Annotated in this window: 19 protein-coding genes, 1 tRNA gene and 1 pseudogene; 7 read left to right on the top strand and 14 right to left on the bottom strand. The window is 65.0% G+C overall.

What is annotated here, in order from left to right; all coding sequences use genetic code 11:
- Positions 1–6 precede the first annotated feature (6 nt).
- Positions 7–1,308, bottom strand: a complete 1,302-nt coding sequence (locus HAP47_RS05475; protein WP_173639106.1) for a PQQ-dependent sugar dehydrogenase — start codon at positions 1,306–1,308, stop codon at positions 7–9.
- A gap of 428 nt (positions 1,309–1,736) precedes the next feature.
- Between HAP47_RS05475 and HAP47_RS05470 the strand changes: the two genes are divergently transcribed.
- Positions 1,737–2,021 carry a hypothetical protein gene (locus HAP47_RS05470; RefSeq protein ID WP_371821741.1) on the top strand — a complete coding sequence of 95 codons (285 nt, stop codon included), beginning with the start codon at positions 1,737–1,739 and terminating at the stop codon, positions 2,019–2,021.
- Positions 2,022–2,124: 103 nt separating this feature from the next.
- Here the strand turns inward: HAP47_RS05470 and HAP47_RS05465 are convergent.
- Positions 2,125–2,361, bottom strand: a pseudogene (locus HAP47_RS05465) (serine hydrolase domain-containing protein); the annotation flags it as partial.
- Between the two features lie 22 nt (positions 2,362–2,383).
- Between HAP47_RS05465 and HAP47_RS05460 the strand changes: the two are divergent.
- From HAP47_RS05460 to HAP47_RS05435, 6 genes are all read left to right on the top strand, one after another.
- Positions 2,384–2,788 (top strand): aminotransferase class I/II-fold pyridoxal phosphate-dependent enzyme, encoded by a 405-nt coding sequence (locus HAP47_RS05460; RefSeq protein WP_371821740.1) that lies wholly within the window; start codon positions 2,384–2,386, stop codon positions 2,786–2,788.
- Positions 2,734–3,054: a hypothetical protein gene (locus HAP47_RS05455; RefSeq protein WP_231169061.1), complete on the top strand. Its 321-nt coding sequence runs from the start codon at positions 2,734–2,736 to the stop codon at positions 3,052–3,054. The genes HAP47_RS05460 and HAP47_RS05455 overlap by 55 nt, the downstream gene beginning before the upstream one ends.
- Complete coding sequence (locus HAP47_RS05450; RefSeq protein WP_231169060.1) at positions 3,009–3,386, top strand: hypothetical protein; 378 nt, start codon at positions 3,009–3,011, stop codon at positions 3,384–3,386. Before HAP47_RS05455 ends, HAP47_RS05450 begins: the two co-directional genes overlap by 46 nt.
- Before the next feature lie 663 nt (positions 3,387–4,049).
- Entirely contained in the window at positions 4,050–5,693 is a 1,644-nt protein-coding gene (locus HAP47_RS05445) for a hypothetical protein (RefSeq protein ID WP_173639110.1), read from the top strand.
- A gap of 85 nt (positions 5,694–5,778) precedes the next feature.
- The gene (locus HAP47_RS05440) at positions 5,779–7,980 is read left to right on the top strand and encodes an AAA family ATPase (RefSeq protein ID WP_173639111.1); all 2,202 of its coding nucleotides are present in this window, start codon (positions 5,779–5,781) and stop codon (positions 7,978–7,980) included.
- Positions 7,961–8,764: a hypothetical protein gene (locus HAP47_RS05435; RefSeq protein WP_173639112.1), complete on the top strand. Its 804-nt coding sequence runs from the start codon at positions 7,961–7,963 to the stop codon at positions 8,762–8,764. Before HAP47_RS05440 ends, HAP47_RS05435 begins: the two co-directional genes overlap by 20 nt.
- A 6-nt stretch (positions 8,765–8,770) precedes the next feature.
- Here the strand turns inward: HAP47_RS05435 and HAP47_RS05430 are convergent.
- From HAP47_RS05430 to HAP47_RS05375, 12 genes are all read right to left on the bottom strand, one after another.
- A protein-coding gene (locus HAP47_RS05430; protein WP_173637148.1) for an IS630 family transposase occupies positions 8,771–9,719 on the bottom strand; the annotation gives its coding sequence in 2 pieces (ribosomal slippage) (positions 8,771–9,382 and positions 9,384–9,719; 948 coding nt in all).
- Positions 9,720–9,888: 169 nt separating this feature from the next.
- Positions 9,889–9,964: transfer RNA gene (locus tag HAP47_RS05425), tRNA-Phe, on the bottom strand.
- A 140-nt stretch (positions 9,965–10,104) separates the two neighbouring features.
- Positions 10,105–10,287, bottom strand: a complete 183-nt coding sequence (gene yacG / locus HAP47_RS05420; RefSeq protein WP_173639113.1) for a DNA gyrase inhibitor YacG — start codon at positions 10,285–10,287, stop codon at positions 10,105–10,107.
- 262 nt (positions 10,288–10,549) lie between these two features.
- Positions 10,550–11,179 carry a Maf-like protein gene (locus HAP47_RS05415; protein WP_050403368.1) on the bottom strand — a complete coding sequence of 210 codons (630 nt, stop codon included), beginning with the start codon at positions 11,177–11,179 and terminating at the stop codon, positions 10,550–10,552.
- Between the two features lie 195 nt (positions 11,180–11,374).
- A complete protein-coding gene (locus HAP47_RS05410; RefSeq protein ID WP_173639114.1) occupies positions 11,375–11,839 on the bottom strand; it encodes an arsenate-mycothiol transferase ArsC in 465 nt (154 codons plus the stop codon).
- 51 nt (positions 11,840–11,890) lie between these two features.
- Positions 11,891–12,400 carry a UPF0262 family protein gene (locus tag HAP47_RS05405; protein WP_173639115.1) on the bottom strand — a complete coding sequence of 170 codons (510 nt, stop codon included), beginning with the start codon at positions 12,398–12,400 and terminating at the stop codon, positions 11,891–11,893.
- Complete coding sequence (hisD, locus tag HAP47_RS05400) at positions 12,397–13,692, bottom strand: histidinol dehydrogenase (RefSeq protein ID WP_173639116.1); 1,296 nt, start codon at positions 13,690–13,692, stop codon at positions 12,397–12,399. The genes HAP47_RS05405 and hisD overlap by 4 nt, the downstream gene beginning before the upstream one ends.
- A 127-nt stretch (positions 13,693–13,819) precedes the next feature.
- On the bottom strand, positions 13,820–14,248 hold the full coding sequence (locus tag HAP47_RS05395; protein ID WP_176396234.1) for a DUF2948 family protein: 429 nt from the start codon (positions 14,246–14,248) through the stop codon (positions 13,820–13,822).
- 318 nt (positions 14,249–14,566) lie between these two features.
- Positions 14,567–15,391 (bottom strand): alpha/beta fold hydrolase, encoded by an 825-nt coding sequence (locus tag HAP47_RS05390; protein ID WP_173639117.1) that lies wholly within the window; start codon positions 15,389–15,391, stop codon positions 14,567–14,569.
- Positions 15,392–15,534: 143 nt separating this feature from the next.
- Positions 15,535–16,035 (bottom strand): hypothetical protein, encoded by a 501-nt coding sequence (locus HAP47_RS05385; RefSeq protein WP_173639118.1) that lies wholly within the window; start codon positions 16,033–16,035, stop codon positions 15,535–15,537.
- Between the two features lie 276 nt (positions 16,036–16,311).
- Entirely contained in the window at positions 16,312–16,620 is a 309-nt protein-coding gene (locus tag HAP47_RS05380) for a UBP-type zinc finger domain-containing protein (RefSeq protein ID WP_057018148.1), read from the bottom strand.
- Positions 16,621–16,827: 207 nt separating this feature from the next.
- The gene (locus tag HAP47_RS05375; RefSeq protein WP_173639119.1) at positions 16,828–18,525 is read right to left on the bottom strand and encodes an FAD-dependent oxidoreductase; all 1,698 of its coding nucleotides are present in this window, start codon (positions 18,523–18,525) and stop codon (positions 16,828–16,830) included.
- Between the last annotated feature and the right edge of the window lie 12 nt (positions 18,526–18,537).

The raw sequence follows: 18,537 nt of genomic DNA, 5'->3' as shown, positions 1-18,537 counted from the left end.
TTGCCACTACGCTCCCGTGACGCGCCAGATCACGTTGCCGACATCGTCGGCCACCAGCAACGAGCCGTCGGGACCGAGCGCAACGCCGACCGGGCGGCCGTACGACACCTTCTCGTCGGGCGCGAGGAAGCCCGACAGGATGTCGCGTGCCGGCCCCGAGGGGCGGCCGTTCGTAAACGGCACGAACACCACTTTGTAGCCCGACAGCGTCGAGCGATTCCACGAGCCGTGCTGGCCGATCGCCATGCCATCGGGGAAACCCGGCAGCGTGCCCGCGGGCATCCAGCACAGGCCGAGCGAGGCGGTGTGGCCGCCGAGCGCGTAGTCCGGCTGGATCGCCTTGGCGACCATCGCCGGATCCTGCGGCACGCGATCGTCCACCGTCTTGCCCCAGTAGCAATAGGGCCAGCCATAGAAGCCGCCGTCGCGTACCGAGGTCAGATAGTCCGGCGGCGTCTCGTCGCCGATGCCGTCGCGCTCATTGACGACGGTCCACAGCACATTGGTGGTCGGCTCCCATGCGAGCCCGACCGGGTTGCGCAGGCCGCCGGCGAAGATGCGGCTGGTGCCGGCTGCGAGATCGAGCTCGTAAATCGCGGCACGGCCTTCCTCGACCCTCATGCCGTTCTCGGCAATGTTGCTGAGCGAGCCGACGCCGGCGTAGAGCTTCTTGCCGTCGGCGCTCGGCAGCAGGCTGCGCGTCCAGTGCCCGTCGGGCTTGAACGTGACGAGCTTGCGTCCCTCCGCCGTGATGCGATCCGCGCCCGCGGCGTAGGGAAACGCGACCACCCCGTCGGTGTTGCCGACATAGAACGTGTCGCCGATCAGCGCCATGCCGAACGGCTGGCGCAATCCTTCCATGAAGGCACTGCTGCTTTCGGCAACGCCGTCGCCGTCGCGGTCGCGCAGCAGCGTGATGCGGTTGGCGCTGACGCCGAGGGCTGCGGCGCGGCGCATCGTCGCCTGCATTGCATAGTGGAAGACGCTGCGCGGGGTGCCTGCGATTTGCGTCGCCTCCGCGATCAGGACGTCGCCGTTCGGCAGCACGTTGATCCAGCGGGGATGATCGAGCCCGGCCGCAAAGGCGTTCACCTTGAGCCCTGGCGCAGCGGTCGGAAGCTGGCCCTTGTCCCACCCCCGTGCGGTCGGCATCTTCAGCGTCGGGATCGCGCCCTGCGACTTCGCCGCCGGGATTTGCGGCGCGCTGCCCCAGGCCGGCGCGGGCTCGGCGCCCTGCATCCGCCGCCACGCCACGGCGCCGGCTCCGATCGCCGCGACGACGCGCGCAAAAACTCCAGACGTGCTCATGAACTTCCCCTGTAATTGCGCCGTGTTGCTACGCATTTCCGCCTGCGGCCCGCACGAGCATTCGCATAATGCCGGCCCTGATGACAGTAGTTATACGATCTTCGCAGCCGCCATCGAATCAACGAAACTGGCTGTACGCTCCCTTGTCAGAGCGTTTTCCTCCCTGAGACCTTGCCCGCCCCGGTCGGCGGGCTTCCTTTTACGAAGCGCCCGGCTTGGGCGCAGCCTGCTGTGGACCGTTATAGCTGGAAAAGCATAGCGATCCAGCGAATGCATGCGACCGGGCAGAGCCGGCGCGCCGATCCCACAGCGCAAGGCTCTTCACCAAATCCTGATCGACCTCCGTGCAAATTCACCTTCGTCAGCTGCATGGCGGATCAGGAACGCCGGTCCGCGGCGGCCTTGGTCGTGACACCAGCAAGGAGTGTATGAATGCAACGGAAGACCAAGATCCTGGCTCTGGCCGCGGCTCGCTGATCGCAACGACGGCCGGTGGGTTCGCGCAGGGCTACCATCCTTACGGGAACCCCGGCCCGCGATGCTACGGCGGCCCGCGCTACGAGACCTATCAGCCGCCGGTCATGTACAATGAACCCGGTTGGTATGGCGCGATGAACGGCAGCAACCATCCGGCGTCCAGCTCGACACAGGGCGACGTTGGTCCGGAAGGGAACAACAACGGCACGCTGACCGGCGTCTACCGGCAGTGGTAGCCCACGCAAATTTGAAGGCCAGTCGCCCGGATTGAGCGATGGGCCTTTTGCTATTTCGGCGAGCCGACATCTGTGAACGACTCTCCAGAAATTTGGAGGACGATCACTTCACCATCGCGCCGTAGACGATGTCCTGCACGTTCTCGCGATAATATTTGCGCAGCTCGCCGGGCGCTGCGGTTCCGACCACCACGACGAGGCGCTCCTTCGGATCGCAGAAGAACTGCGTGCCGTAGGCGCCGTTCCAGGTGAACTCGCCGGGATTGCCCGGCACCGACGACAGCCCCTCGCTGGTGCGCACCGCGACCGCCAGCCCGAAGCCGAAGCCGCCGCGATCCGGCCGCCGGATCTCGTCCGCCGACATGACATATCCTGATACGGCCGGCCTCCAGCCATTGCGCCAGGAGGTCGCCTATCTCGCATCCTCGCGCGGGATCGTCTGCCAGTGGCAGCAGATCGTGATCACCAGCGGCTTTCAGGACGGCCTCGATCTGGCGCTCCGGGTGCTGCTACGACGCCATGACCGGGCCTGGATCGAGGACCCTTACTTCCCGCCGGTTCGCGCCGCGCTGGACATGGCGGGCGCCAGGCTCATTCCGGTTCGCGTTGACGCTGACGGGATGCGGGTTGCCGATGGAATGAGGCAGGCGCGCAAGGCCCGCATCGTCGTGGTCACACCATCGCATCAATCTCCGCTCGGATCGGCACTTCGTTGCCGCGGCCGCTGGCACTGCTCGGCTGGGCCAACACCGCCGACGCCTATGTGATCGAGGACGATTACGACAGTGAATTCCGCTTCGTCGGCCGCCCGCTGCCGGCGCTGAAGAGTCTCGATCGGGAGCAGCGGGTGATCTATGCGGGAAGCTTCAGCAAGACGCTGTTTCCCGGCCTGCGGCTCGGCTATCGGTGTTGCCCGACCGGTTGCTCGGAAATTTCGTTGACGCCAGCGCCACGCGGTCCGCGGGACACGGCCTGTTCGAGCAACGCATGGTCGCGGCCTTCATGGCCGAGGGACAGTTCTCGCGGCACCTGAAGCGCATGCGCAAGCTCTATGCCGCCCGCCGTGCCGCCCTGGTCGATGCGCTCGAGGCCGAATTCGGCGAAGAGATCGCGATCGCGCTCAAGCCGGGCGGCATGCATCTCGTCGTTCAGTTCACCGCAGGCGTGCGCGACGTCGCGCTGGCGGAGCTTGCGAAAGCTGCCGGCTTCGGCGCCGAGGCGCTGTCGGCACGAACCATCACGCAGCAGTCTGTCGAGGCACTGCTGGTCGGCTTCACGAACGTGGCCGAACAGGACGCGCCGGCGGTCGCGCGGCGACTGAGGCACGTGCTCCAGCCCTGTCTGAAGGCGCGGCCGGGCAGCTGACCCCGCGGTTGCGGCTGCTTTCTTCCCTGCGAGCGGCGAGCAGGGAGGGTCAAAAAGCGGCTGGGAAGTGGGAAGCTAGTCTAGTCACTCGGAAGGAAATTCCGAGCTCGCATACTATTGAAATTGCTATCGGATTTTTCAAACTGCGAATGGTGAGAACGCGATCACGCGCGGCCAGACTCGTCATGGGGACCGGGCATTTCAAGAGAAGGTTCAAATATTTAGGCCGTGAAGAGGCTCGCTTTCTTCGTATCGCGGCACCCTTGAGTTCAAATCACCGTGCGAACCTTGCGGACGTCAACCTAAGGGCCACCTCATGCGACGAATGCGAAGGACCCTACGTCGGGGCCGGCCTCCCGCCCAGGCTCGATCGAGCCAGCCGGTCATGAAGGGACAAAACGCCGATTGAAAACAATGAGCTTCCTTCCGGGCTGAAACTTACAGCAAGCGCAGAACGATGCGTAAAGAATGTCACGATTTCGTTTGGTTGACGGTCCGAATTGAGCCTCCCTATGGTTGTGCGGCTAAGGAGTCGCATCTAGCGTCGGCGCCAGCCGGATTTTGATGCAAGCCCCCTAAGGACAATTTCCCGCGACGCGGCCTGACGCCTGCGCCGCCCATGCGGCTCCTTTTCCGGAGTCGCCAGACCTGGAGACGACTGCAATGTCTACCCCTGCATCCCCGAAACTCGCGGAATCGACCGCCGTCAACGAAGCCATCAAGGCGCGGATGGCGCCGAAGCAGGCGACGCAGGCCGCGCCCGTCGACATCACCGCCAATCCTGTGGCCAAGATCGTCTTCAATCCCGAGGCCGCGCCGGAAGAGCGCAGCCGCCAGATCGGTGCCCTGCTCTCGCCGGACCTTGCCGAGGAGTGCAAGGCGTCGATCAAGCAGCTCGAGGCCTACAAGGAATATCTGGCGCAGCAGCGCACGCTGATGCAGCGCAAGCTGATCGAGCTGTCGTCGACGACCGTCTTCGCCAAGATGAAGCAGACCTTTGCGGACATGAACAAGGGCGTTCTCGACTTCCGCGAGATGATCCGGCCGTTGGTCGACAATCTCGATGCGCTCTACACGCTGCGCACCGCCGGCGACAATGTCGTGCTGGATACCTTCGCGGAGATCGAGGAGGATCGCAAGCGCGAGGCCGATTGGGACCGCCGCACGTCGGGAGTCGAATCCGAAGCGCGGCAGATTACCTCGGACAAGGAGATGCTCGAGCGCGACATCGCCAAGCTGAAGACGCAGACCGGCCTGTTCGGCGGCATCAAGAAATCCGCACAGGCCGAAATCGCCGCCAAGGAACTCCTGATCGCCAAGCGGATCGATGACCTCAAGACCTGCCGCGACAAGGCGCAGGCGATCATCGTGGAGAAGGCCGAGCGCGACGCCAAGCAGGGCAAGTTCAAAGCCGAGAAGGACCAGGTCCGCAAGATGCTCGACATCTCCGGTCCCGAGCACGTCAAGCGCGTCGAAGGCATCATCAAGGCGGCGCTCGACTACATCGACAAGTCGCAGGTCACGGTCTCGGAGCTGCGCGACGAACTCGGCGGGATCGAAGGGCAAGCCGACAAGCTGGTCAAGATCAACTCGCAGATGATCACGGTGGTCGCGATTCTCGACAAGGGCATAGACCTCGCCTGCGCGGCGAACAAGGACAAGGTGCAGGCACTGTCGACCGCGCGAGAGGGCGAGGACACCCTTGCCCGGCTCGAGCGCGAGCGCAAGAAGAACGATTTCGAGCGCCACGTCACCGCTCTGCTCGACAGCGGGCGCGGCACCAAGAAGACCGTGGCCGATCTAGGGAAGGATGCGGTCGATGCCAACACCTTCCACGACGCCCTCGGCAAGCAGAATGTCAACCTGCGTGAACTCTCCAGCGACGGTATCGCGAGTGTCGCCACCAGCCTGAACACCACCATTCAGGCGCTCAACAACTCGGCGCTCAATGAGGCCTCGGAGAGCGTGCGCGATTCGATGCGGGCGATGAATGCGGTGACCGACGACGTCGCCAACAAGGAGGTCATCCGCCAGGCGCTGCAGGTCGACGAGCAATCCAAGCGGATCATGGAGAAGGTCGAGTCGATGTCGAACATCGCCGAATCGCTGCAGGCCGCCAACAAGCTGCGGGAGGACGGGCTGTCCAACATCCAGAGCCGACTCGGGGAGCTCACCGACGTCACCGCCACCGTACGTGCGCGGCTGCAGGAGAGCATCGGCATGGACGCCAAGGATCCCGGCGCGTCGGCCGCTTCCGCGGCGCCGAAACCGGTCGACGACAAGGAAATCACTTTCGGGCAGATCTGAGGCCCGCCCCGGACCGGGACTGCCGGTCCGGCCTTCCGTACCGCAAGCCTGACTGACCGCAAGCCTGACTGATGGAAATCCCCAAATGGCCGACAACTTCCTGATCACCGGCAGCGACAAGCTCGCCAGCCGGAAGAACTTCAAGCTGGTTGGCCGCGCGGAGAAGTTCGAGGAGTTGTGCACCATCCTGACGCGGATGGAAGCGAACAGCGTGATCGTCTCCGGTCCGAGCGGCGTCGGCATCACCACGCTGGCGCTGGCGCTGCAGGCGCGCAAGGCCGACCCCGACGCGCCGTTCGACATCGTCAACAAGCGGCTGTTCTGGCTCGACACCGACGGCCTGTTCGGCCTCGGCGACAACGACGCGATCGTCAAGCAGTTCAAGGCGATATTTGCCATCCTGAACCGCACCCCCGATAGCGTTCTGATTGTCGAGGATACGCTCGATCTGATCGATGCGCTGCGCAACAGCGGGCTGATGCACATCGTCAACGCGTTGACGGCGATGGTGAAGGCGAAGAAGACGCAGGTCTTCCTCGAGGTGCGCGAGGCCGACCTGACACAGGTCCTCAAATGCCATTCCGACTTCCGCGATCACTTCACGCTGATGGATCTGACCGAGCCGGTCGGCGCCGAGCTCGAGGAGATCGCGCTGCATGGCGCGAGGGATATCGAGGAGAACTACGAGGTCCGAATCGATCCGGCGGCGGTCAAGGCCGCCATCGACATGTCGAGCAAGTATCGTTCGCTCGACACCGGGCTCACCGCGGCGCAGCCTGCGCGCACCCGCACCCTGCTCGATCGCGGCATGGCGCGCTATTTGTTGCGGGCGCACTCGACGCCGCCGCTGCTCTCGGAGCTGGAGGCGGAGCTCGCGCGTCTTGCGGCCAGCGGGCCGGCTTCCGGAAACGAGGAAAAAGCCGCTGCTGTGCGCGCCGCCATCGCGCGCCATAAGGCCGAGTTCGCCGAATACCAGGCCAAGATCAAGGGCTACTATGCTGCACAACGCGAGGGCGAGAAGTCGATCGCGCACATGGAGGCCCAGCTGCGCGGGCTCGAGGAAGAAGAAAAGAAGCGGCACCTCGATGAGCCCGCCGACAAGGCCTCAGCAAGCGATGCCGACTTCGATCTGATCGCCAGGGCGTCCGGCTATGCGACGCCCGAAATTCTCCAACTGCGCGGCGACATCGCGCGGACCCAGGCGGCCGTCGACGAAAATCGGGTGAAATACAAAGCCGTCACCAAGGAGATCAACGATCGGCTGCTGTTCACCGCAGCTATGGTGATCGATGAATTTTCGCTGATCTCCGGCATCGGCGCCTCCAAGCTCAAGCAGAACGACGCCGTCAAGTTGCTCAATCTCCACGGCTCGCTGAAGCGGCGCGTGTTCGGTCAGGACGCGGTGCTCGATCACGTCGATCGTGCCGTCAAGGTCTGGCGGCGGGGACGGCGCACCGACAGGCCGCTGCCGTTCCTGTTCTGCGGCGCCAGTGGCGTCGGCAAGACCGAGGTCGCCAAGGGGTTGGCGGAGGCCTTGTTCGACACCGACAAGGCGTTGAACCGCTACGACATGGGCGAATTCATGGAGAAGAACGACGTCACCAAGCTGATCGGCGCGCCTCCGGGCTATGACGGCTTCGCTGCCGGCGGCGAGATGACCAATTCGGTGCGGGCCAATCCGTATCAGGTCATGCTGTGGGACGAGATCGAGAAGGCTCACCCCGACATCTTCAACATCTGCCTCAACATCCTCGATGACGGACGCTGCCGCGACAATCTGGGCCGCAAGGTCGAGTTCGGCGACGTGGTGATGCCGATGACCACCAACATCGGCGCGGATCATGCGCTGCGGGTCGGCACCGGTCCCGGCGATTTGACCCAGGATGAGGCTTACGAACTCACCATCCGCGACCTGAAGAAGGCCTTCCGGACGGAATTCCTGAACCGCTTTGAGGGACGCGAGAACATCATCCTGTTCCACAAGCTCAATATGGACACGATCGAGAAGATCGTGTTCCGCGAAATCTCACGGATCAACGCCTTCTACGCGGCGCAATCGATCGAGGTGCGCTTCCCCGAGGTGCAGCTGCGGGAGTTCTGCGACAAGACCTATTCGCCCGAGATCGGAGCCCGCGGACTGCCGGGCCGCATCAAGCGCATCGAGGCCATGATCGTCGAGAAGACGATGGCGGACGCCGCCTTCAGCGGTACGCTCGACATCGGCTTCGACGCTACGAGCCGCAACTTCACGTCGAGCTGGATGCCCCATGACAGAAAAGCCGCATAACGACGCCGACGCGTTGCTGGACGGCATCGACAAGACGCTGTCCGACTTCAAGACCAAGGCCTATGAGGCCAAGAAGTCCTATGACCAGTCGGATCTCGGACGCGCCCACCGGGAACTGAGCATGCTCGGCCGGTTCTGGTCGCAGTTCGTCCGTTCCTGCGGGTGGATCTATCTGACCTTGATCGCGCCGGTCACCTGGCGAATCTACCGCTTCGTGCGATGGGCGTTCGCGCGATACCGCGCGCTGTGGGCGCGCTCCGTCTACGCCAAGGACGCCTATGGCGATCCGGAATTCAGCAAGGCGCGCGGCGGAATCATGATCCTGGCGACGATCGCCGTCTGCTACCTCGTCTACGGCGCAGCGACGGTCGCAGCGACCTTGCCCTGGTACCTTGCCACCGTGCGGCACGACGAGCAGCTGTATCTCTCCAACTCGCAGAACCTCTCAGGCTCGCAAACCGAAGGCCTGGAGATCCACGAGGTCTACGGTTGCGAGACCCTGCCCTGCACCGAGCAGAACACCGTGACGTTCCGGGTGCGTTCGACCTGGTTCAACGAGATCTGGAGCGTCCTCCACCATGGTTCGCTGTTTTATCCCGGCTACGTCGCTGCGGCGGTCAGCCCGGTGCTGAACCGCTGTGTCATCACCTCCTACGGCATCCGCAGGAAATTCCTGGTGCGAACCTGGGAGCTCTATCCCGACCTCGTGCAGGTCGAATGCATGCCGACCGACGCTGGTGGTGGCAAGGACGGCAAGGTGATCGACAACAAGGACTATCGCTAGAGCGTTTCACATTTTGACTGAAGCATAACCGGCGTTTGCGAAGTAGTTTGCGCATTCGCGAGGCTGGATGTCCTGAACGAGGTGACCGATGTGGCGCCAAGTGTCTTCGACGGTGCGCCTCTGAGCCTGCCGCATCCAGTGTTTGATCTTGGAGAAGGCCTGTTCGATCGGGTTGAGGTCGGGCGAGTATGGCGGCAGGTACCAGAGCCTGGCGCCAGCAGCCTGGATCATTTGCCTGACAGCTTTCGACTTGTGGCTTCCGAGGTTGTCGAGAATGACGATGTCGCCTTCGCGCAGGGTTGGCAGGAGAAGGTGCTTCACATAAGCGCAGAAGCATTCGCCGTTGATCGGGCCGTCGAAGACGCAGGGTGCCGTGAGTTGGTCATGGCGGAGCGCGCCGAGGAATGTGAGGGTACGCCAGTGACCGTGCGGGGCGAAGCCGCGCAGGCGTGCGCCCTTGGGGCCCCAGCCCCGCAAAGGGGCCATGTTGGTCTTGATCCAAGTCTCATCGATGAAGACGAGCCGGCCCGGATCAAGTCCGGCCTGCCAGGATCGCCAACGCTGGCGCCTACGAGAGACGTCGGCGCGCGCTTGTTCGAGGGCGAACAGTGTTTTTTTTGAACCGCAGCCCTTCCCGGCGCAGGAACAGCCAGACCGCGTTGTGTGAGACCTTGACCCCACGAGCTGCCAGTTCCGCCTTCAGACCATGCAGCGTCAGGTGCGGCGTCTGAATGATCCGCTCGACAATGAAGGCACGATGCGGATCAAGCAAGGGCTTGCGGTGACCGCCCATCTTGCCGGGCGCAACCGAGCCGGTCGCCCGCTGCCGCTGTGACCACTTCACAACCGACGAGACCGCAACACCAAACCGTTCCGCCACAGATCGGCAGCTCTCGCCCGCCAAAACCGACGCCACCACACGCTCGCGAAGATCCAGGGAAAGAGGTCGGGTCATGCGATGCTGGCCTCCAATCCAGTCAGCATCTTGAATCACAAACCGCCAAAAACCGGAATCCCCTCCGATTCAGTTAAGCAATGAAATGCTCTAGGTCGCTTCACGCCGATGTCGATGCGGCGCCCCGTGCATCCGGGCTACGAGCCGATCAAGCTTGCCATGAGGGGAATGGTGCCCAGGGGCGGGATCGAACCACCGACACTGCGATTTTCAGTCGCATGCTCTACCAACTGAGCTACCTGGGCAAACCCGCGGGGCCGAAAAGGCCGCAGCGAGCGGGCGGTTTATAGAGAGGTCGGGGCGCTGTGTCCACCCGCCTTCGCCAAAGGCTTCGGCGCGACGGCCCCGCCTGGCATTGTTTCCCCAACTTGTTGGGAAATCTTGGCTATTCCGGGTCCTCCACGTCGTCCTCGCGGCCGGGAACGACATAGCGGCCGCTGAGCCAGCGGTTGAGGTCGACGTCGCGGCAGCGCGACGAGCAGAACGGGAGAAAGGACTGCTGGGCGGGCTTGCCGCAGATCGGGCAGGTGCGCGCTGTGGCCGGGGGTGTTCGGGCTTGGTCAGTCATGGCTGGGACGGAGTTTACACCAGTTGGCAATTGAGGAGGCGATCGCTTGTTCCGCTATGCTCCGGCTCCTCTTCCCTTCTCCCCTCTTGTCCGCCGAAGCCTTGACGGAGGCGGATGTGGGAGAAGGTGGCGCGCAGCGCCGGATGAGGGGGTCTCTATCCGCGGAAACAGACCCCTCACCCAAATCGCATCCGGCGATGCGATTTGACCTCTCCCACAAGGGGAGAGGTGCACCGCGAATGCCGATACATCAGGATTGATCTCACACCGCGACGGCGTTGAGCCAGCCGTGGCGGATCGGAAAACCCTCGCCGCCGAGCAAGGTCACGGTCTCGTAGAGCGGCAGGCCGACGACGTTGGTGTAGGAGCCGACCATCTTGACCACGAAGGATCCGGCGATGCCCTGCACGGCGTAGCCACCGGCTTTGCCGCGCCATTCGCCGGAGCCGATATAGGCCTGGATATCGTCGTCGCTGAGCCGCTTGAAGCGCACGCGGGTCTCGACCAGGCGCTGGCGGAACGCCTCGCGCGGCGTCACCACACAGATCGCGGTGTAGACACGGTGATTGCGGCCCGACAGCAGCCGCAGGCATTGCGCGGCTTCATCGACCAGATTGGCCTTGGGCAGGATGCGGCGGCCGACCGCCACCACGGTGTCGGCGGCAATGATGAAGGAGCCGCGCAGATCGTCGTCGAGCTGCACCGACTTCAGCGCCGCGTCCGCTTTCGCACGCGCCAGGCGGTTGGCGCAGGCGCGCGGCAACTCGCCCCGCCGCGGGGTCTCGTCGACATCGGCCGGGCGCAGCGCGTCGGGCTCGATGCCGGCCTGGTTGAGCAGGGCCAGCCGCCGCGGCGAACCGGAAGCAAGAACGAATTTGGGACGGCCTAGCATGCGGGCTTTTGGGCTGAATCGGGGGGACGGACGCGGGCGGAACCTATCGGATGGGGCATGGATGCACAACCTTGGAACCGGCCGCGAATCGCGCTTCCCCGTGGGCGACAAGGCCCCATAAGCACAGCTGTTTGTCAGTCTGGCGACAAGGGGCGGACCGTGCGAATCGGAACACGCGGGTCCCTGCGCGGAGCCTCACAAATTCGCGGCGCCGGCCTTGGTGAAGCGGCGGCGGATGCGCAGCAACAGGCCGTCGCAGACCTCGCGATAGGCCGCGAGCTTCTGCTCGCGATTGCCGCTGGTGCCGGTCGGATCATGGGTCGGCCAGTATTCGACATCGGCGGCGAGCGTCCGGGTCAGATCCAGCGCCTTGTGGTGCGCCTCGGGCGACAGCGTGATGATGAGGTCGAAGTTCAGCCCCTCCCAATCCTCGAGCTCCTCGAACGTCTGCGGCTTGTGGCCGGAAATGTCCTGGCCGAACTCGGCCATCACGGCGACCGCGAACGGATCGAGCTCGCCCTTCTTCACGCCGGCCGAGCGGACATAGACGCCTTGCGGGAACATCTGCTGCAGCAGGCTTTCGGCCATCGGCGAGCGCACGGCGTTGTGACCGCATGCGAACAGCACGGCCTGCGGGGTGCGCGCGCGCGGCGCTTCCATGCGATCAGGCTTTTTTCGACCGGGGTACGCCCCCGTCAAGTGTCATTCCGATCATTGCCCGCCCTCACCCTTCCAGTGCAGCACAGTGATCAGCGTGAACAGCCGCCGCGCGGTCTCGAAATCGACGCGTACCTTGCCCTTGAGCCGCTCCTGCAGCGTGCGCGAGCCTTCGTCATGGATGCCACGGCGGCCCATGTCGATGGCCTCGATCTTGTCCGGTGTCGCGGTCCGGATCGCCTGGTAGTAGCTGTCGCAGATCATGAAGTAGTCCTTCACGACGCGGCGGAACGGCGTCAGCGACAGCAGATGCGCCACCACCGGCGTGCCGTCTTCTCTCCTGATATCGAACATCAGCCGGTTGCCGGTGATCGCGATATGCAGGGTATAGGGCCCCGGCCTGGCTGCGCCTTCGGGCGCGAACAGGTTCTGCTCGACCAGGTCGTAGATGGCGATTGCCCGCTCATGCTCGATGTCGGGCCCGGAACGGCCGATCGATTCCTCGTCGAGCGTCACCGCGACGATGCGATTGTCGGAATCCTCGTCGTCTGGTGGCTTGTTCATGAGAGGTTGAGGCGCAATCCGACGGAACGTGAATGAGCATCGAGACCCTCGGCCTGACCGAGCGTCATCGCGGCAGGCCCGAGCGCACGAAGCTGATCCGGCCCGCACCGCAGGATCGAGGTTCGCTTCATGAAGTCAAGCACCCCGAGGCCCGAGGAGAACCGGGCCGAGCGCGCGGTCGGCAGCACGTGATTGGAGCCACCGACATAGTCGCCGATCGCCTCCGGGGTATGGGGCCCGAGGAAGATCGCCCCGGCGTTGCGGACCTTTTTCGACAGGCCCTCGGCGTCCGCGGTCATGATCTCCAGATGTTCGGCCGCGATCGCATTGGCGAGCTCGACCGCGTCGTCGAGTCTTGTCACTTTGATTACGGCACCAAAGTCGTTCCACGAGGTGCGGGCGATCTCGGCGCGCGGCAGCGTCGCCAGCTGCGCCTCGACCGCGCGCTCGACGTCGGCGGCGAGCCGCGCACTGTCGGTGATCAGGATCGACTGCGCGCTGACGTCATGCTCGGCCTGCGCCAGGAGATCGGCCGCGATCCAGTCCGCATTGCCGGTGTCGTCGGCTATCACGAGCACCTCGGAAGGGCCGGCGATCATATCGATACCGACCTTGCCGAATACCTGCCGCTTGGCCGCGGCGACATAGGCGTTGCCGGGGCCGACGATCTTGGCGACCGGCGCGATCGTTGCGGTGCCATAGGCCAGCGCCGCCACCGCCTGGGCGCCGCCGACGCGGTAAATTTCCGAGACACCGCCGAGATGGGCGGCTGCGAGTACCAGCGGGTTGAGCTTGCCGTCCGGCGCCGGCACCACCATCACCACCCGCGGCACGCCGGCGACCCGGGCCGGCACCGCGTTCATCAGCACCGAGGACGGATAGGCCGCGGTACCGCCGGGCACGTAAAGCCCGACCGCATCGACCGCGCTCCAGCGCCAGCCGAGCTCTACGCCGGCGGCATCGGTGAAGCGCTCGTCCTTCGGCAGCTGGCGGCGGTGAAAGGTCTCGATCCGGTCGCGCGCGAATGTCAGCGCCTCGACGGTCTTGGCGTCGCAGGCCGCAACCGCGGCGTCGATCTCGGCGGCGGTGATGCGCAGGCCGGCGGCGTCGAGTTCGAGCCGGTCGAACTTTTTGGTCGCCTCGAGCAGCGCCGCATCGCCGCGGGCGGCCACATCGTCGACGATTGCGCGGGTGGCGCGCTCGACGTCGGCCGATACCTCGCGCTTGGCCGCCAGGAATTCGCGGAAGCGTTGCTCGAAATCGGCGCTCTGTCGGTCCAGGCGAACGGGCATGGCGGCTTTCTGAAGAGGACTTTGGGTCCCTGCTCAATGGCGCGGCGGATAATGGCCGTCAACCCTTGGCAGGCGCGCAATCTCCCCGTCGTGCGCAATTGCGCACCAGGCCGGGACGACACCAAATTTACGCCGGCCCCACCCCGAGATCGTCGGGCCCGAGATCGGTCAATTCGCACTCCAGGCACTCGACATCGAGCCGCAGCGCCGCACCCTGGCCGAACATCAGCAGCGCGCTGCCGCCCGGCGGGTCGGAGGCATGGAATTCGATCCCGAGCAGTTCCAGGGTGGCCTCCGGCGCCTCCAGGTCGATATTGCGCGCCTTGCATGCCAGCACCCGGTCGAACCTGAGCGCGGCGATCAGCCGGCGCGAAGAAGTGGCACCGGCCAGGGTCTGCTCCCAGTCCAGCCGGTTCAGACCGACCACGAGGCGCTTCTCGTCCTGCCGCCAGACGATGTCGGCGGGCTGGACGCGGGCGTCCTGCACATGGGCGGAGATGACCGCGAGGTCATCGGCATCGAGGGCGATCAGTTTCAGGGGGGCGGGCGGGGACATGACGGTCCTTATAACGCCTTGCGGCCGCCGGCGGTACCGCATGGCCTCAAGGCCCCCCCCCGCTCAGGGGAACCGGCAAGCGCACAGGCAAAATATCGAAAACAACCCCATGCAAAGCATGCCGACGGCACCCGGGATCGGCAAGGCAACTTGACACGCCGGGCAAATCAGGGATAAATTTCCATTATTCCGAAATTTCTCCTCGCTCGCAATGGCCCCGCCAAGGCGGGAACCTTGCCGTCGGTGGCAGCCTCACTTTGGAGGGGATGAAGCTGCGCGGCGTTGAGACAAGCGGTACGACGCGCAGCGCCAGCCGCCTCACCCCTTGATGAACGCCAGCAGATCCTTGTTGATCGTCTCCGCTTCCGTCGTCGGCATGCCGTGCGGAAAACCCTTGTAGGTCTTCAGCGTGCCGTTCTTCAGGAGCTTGGCCGACAGCGGAGCGGAATCGGCGTAGGGCACGATCTGGTCGTCGTCGCCATGCATCACCAGCACCGGCACGGTGATCTTCTTCAGATCCTCGGTAAAGTCGGTCTGCGAGAACGCGACGATGCCGTCGTAATGCGCCTTGGCGCCGCCAATCATGCCCTGCCGCCACCAGTTCTGGATCACGGCTTCCGACGGCTTTGCGCCGGGCCGATTGTAGCCATAGAACGGGCCGGCCGGGAGATCGCGGTAGAACTGCGAGCGGTTGGCCGCGAGCTGGGCCTGCAAGCCGTCGAACACCGACTTCGGCAGACCGCCGGGATTGGCCGCCGTCTGCACCATCAGGGGCGGCACCGCGCTCAGGAGCGCGGCCTTCGCCACCCGGCTCTCGCCGTGGCGGGCAATGTAATGCACCACCTCGCCGCCGCCGGTGGAATGGCCGACATGGATGGCATTCTTCAGGTCGAGATGCGCGGTGACGGCCGCTAGGTCGTCGGCATAGTGGTCCATGTCATGGCCGTCGGCGACCTGGGCGGAGCGGCCGTGGCCACGGCGGTCGTGGGCGACCACGCGAAAGCCGTGACTCGCGAAGAACAGCATCTGGGTGTCCCAGTCGTCCGACGACAGCGGCCAGCCATGGCTGAACACGATCGGCTGGCCCGAACCCCAATCCTTGTAGAAGATCTCGACGCCGTCTTTGGTGGTGATGGTGGGCATTTGATTGCTCCTCTTGTTGCTGATTTTTTGGTCCGCCCACGCCAGGCGTGAGCGCACCTCGGGCGACGGCGCATCCCGGACACGCCACCGCACATCATCTTCTATGCCGTGCGTCGCCGCGAAATGATGTCATCCGGCCCGGATCAGGCGAACGTGACCGGCCTGAACCGGCGCCAGGCACCGATGATCACCACGGCGAAGAACACCAGCACGATGCCCTGCACCACGGCAAATACCGGCCCGGACGGCGGGTTCGGCGGCACGGCCGGCGCCAGCGCCTGCAGCGCAGGCACCTTGAGGAAGCTCTGGATGATCAGCACGAAGACGTTGAGATAAAGCGAGACCATCGCGGTCACGATATAGATCGGGCGCCAGGCGCCCTTGAGCTGCATCGCATACAGCGCGATGCAGGCGATCGCGAGCAGCACCAGCGAGAGGCCGCCGATGATGTGCGACGGCAGCAGCTTCTCGGTCACCAGAGGCGGGATCACGAAGCCGGTGGCGTTGGTCAGGATCGTGAGGATGAGGAAGATCGAGGTCAGTCCGGGCATCGCGCGCGAGCCGAGCAGGCCGAACATCACGATCACACCGGCGACGATAGCAATCAGGCTGATAATGACGTGCACAAGCACGAGCGTCGTCATGTGGCCCACTCCCCGTTGAGAAACCCGCACCACGTTACGATGCGTCTTTGAAAATTGCTACATGGTTCGATGGCAGGATGGCCGACATGTCATGCGAAATTGGCCGGCGCCGGATTTTAGTTGCCCCGTCATCCTGAGGTGCGCGCCCTTGCGGCGCAATTGCGCCGCAAGGCTCGCACCTCCAGCGACAAAGGCGAAGCCTTTGCGCGGGGATGACGGGGATGGTCCTTGCGTCCGTCACGCGCCGACGACGCGTGCGCCTCGTGAGAAATTGAATCAATAATAGCGCGGGATCGGCCCGTTATGCGGCGTCTTGCGCTTCGACAGGTCGAACAGCACCTCGTCGACATAGCACCAGCCCCAGCCTTCCGGCGGATCGTACCCCTCGATCACGGGATGGCCGGTGGCGTGGAAATGCGCCGTCGCATGCCGGTTCGGCGAGTCGTCGCAGCAGCCGACATGACCGCAGGTCCGGCAGATCCGCAAATGCAGCCAGCGGCTGCCGCTCTTCAGGCATTCCTCGCAGCCAAGCGCACTCGGCGTGACGTCCTGGATGCCGGCGATATGGGTGCAGCCTTTTGTCATTTGCGACCTCTTACCTTGTCCGCCGTTTTTGACCCGTCATCCCCGCGCAAAGGCTTCGCCTTTGTCGCTGGAGGCGCGAGCCTTGCGGCGCAATTGCGCCGCTGGGCGAGCCTCGAAGGATGCACGGCCGCACTATGGCCGATTCATCCTTCGAGACGCCGCTTCGCCGCTCCTCAGGATGACGGGGATAGTGTCGTATCGACATCCCTACAGCGACGGGCTGCCGTCATCGGCGAGATACCCGTGCAGCGCCGCAACGACCTGCGCGCCTTCGCCGATCGCGCCGCCGACGCGCTTGACCGAACCGGAGCGGACGTCGCCGACCGCGAATACGCCGGGCACCGTGGTCTCGAGCAGCGGCACGGCGGGCGCGCCGTCGCCTTTCTGCACACCGGTCATCACGAAGCCGCCGTGGTCGACCTGCACGCCGCAGCCCTCGAGCCAGCCGGTCGCCGGATCGGCGCCGACGAACAGGAAGAGATTGCGGATATCCATGATGAACTCCTCGGGCGCGAGCCGGCTGCGCCAGCGCACGCGCTCCAGCGTCTCCGCGCCTTCGAGCCCGATCACCTCGGTGTTGAACATCAACTCGATGTTCGGCGTCGCCTCGATGCGCTCGATCAAATAGCGCGACATGCTGGCCCCGAGCCCGCCGCCGCGGATCATCATGTTGACCCGGCGCGCATGCGCCGCGAGATAAACCGCGGCCTGGCCGGCGGAGTTGCCGCCGCCGACCAGCACGACATCCTGCTGGGCGCAGAGCTTCGCCTCGATCGGCGAGGCCCAGTACCAGACGCCGCGGCCCTCATAGCTCTCGAGATTGTCGATCGCCGGCCGGCGATAGCGCGCGCCGCTCGCGACCACCACCGACTTGGCGCGCAGCGTGTGGCCGCATCCGGTGGCCAGCGTGAACGCGCCCGACGCCTTCGAGCAGTCGAGCGATTTGATCGAGACCGGGATCAGCATCTCGGCGCCGAACTTCTGCGCCTGGTTGAAGGCGCGCCCGGCGAGCGCCTGGCCGGTGATGCCGGTCGGGAAGCCCAGATAGTTCTCGATCCGCATGCTGGCGCCGGCCTGGCCGCCGAAGGCGCGGGAATCGAACACCGCGACCGACAGGCCCTCGGAAGCCGCGTAGACCGCGGTGGAGAGTCCGGCCGGCCCGCTGCCGACCACCGCGACATCGTAGACCTTGTCTTGCGCACTGTTGCCGATCATGCCGAGCGCCATCGCAAGCGCGGTCTCGGACGGATTGCGCAGCACCGTGCCGTTCGGACAGACCACCAGCGGCAGCTCGGCGCGCGTCGGCGAATAGCGCGCGACGAGGTCGGCGGCATCCTTGTCAGTCCCGGGATCAAGGACGTGATGCGGTTGGCCGTTACGCGCCAGGAAATTCTGCAGCGGCGCCATGTTGCCGACCGACGCGGAGCCGATCAGCACCGGCCCGCCGGCGCCGCCCTGGATCAGGCTGACGCGGCGCAGGATCAGCGCGCGCATGATGCGCTCGCCGAGATCAGCCTCGGCGACCAGCAGCGCGCGCAGCCGCTCGGGCGGCAGCAACAGCGTCTCGACGGGGCCCTCGGCATGGCCGTCGACCAGCGCGGCGCGGCCGGAGAGCTGGCCGATCTCGGCAAGGAACTGCCCCGGCCCCTGGTCGATGATCGGCGTGACACGGCCAAGACCATCGCGCTGGGTAATCGACACATGGCCCGACAGCACCACGAACATGCCGGGCCCCGGCTTGCCGGTCTCGAACAGCGCCTCGCCATCCCCATACGACCGCGGCTCGCCGAAGCGGCGCATTCGCTCGATCTCATGCGCGGTCAGGGTCGGAAAGGTCTGCTCATGGCGCGGGAAGGCGGTGGCGGTGGCGTTCAGCCGATCGATCGTCGTCTCATCCATGGCCATCTCGGCGACTCG

Origin of the sequence: Bradyrhizobium sp. 41S5 (genome assembly GCF_011516665.3) — a bacterium.
GTDB classification, from domain to species: Bacteria; Pseudomonadota; Alphaproteobacteria; order Rhizobiales; family Xanthobacteraceae; genus Bradyrhizobium; species Bradyrhizobium quebecense.
This window is presented reverse-complemented; position numbering and strand designations above follow the sequence as displayed.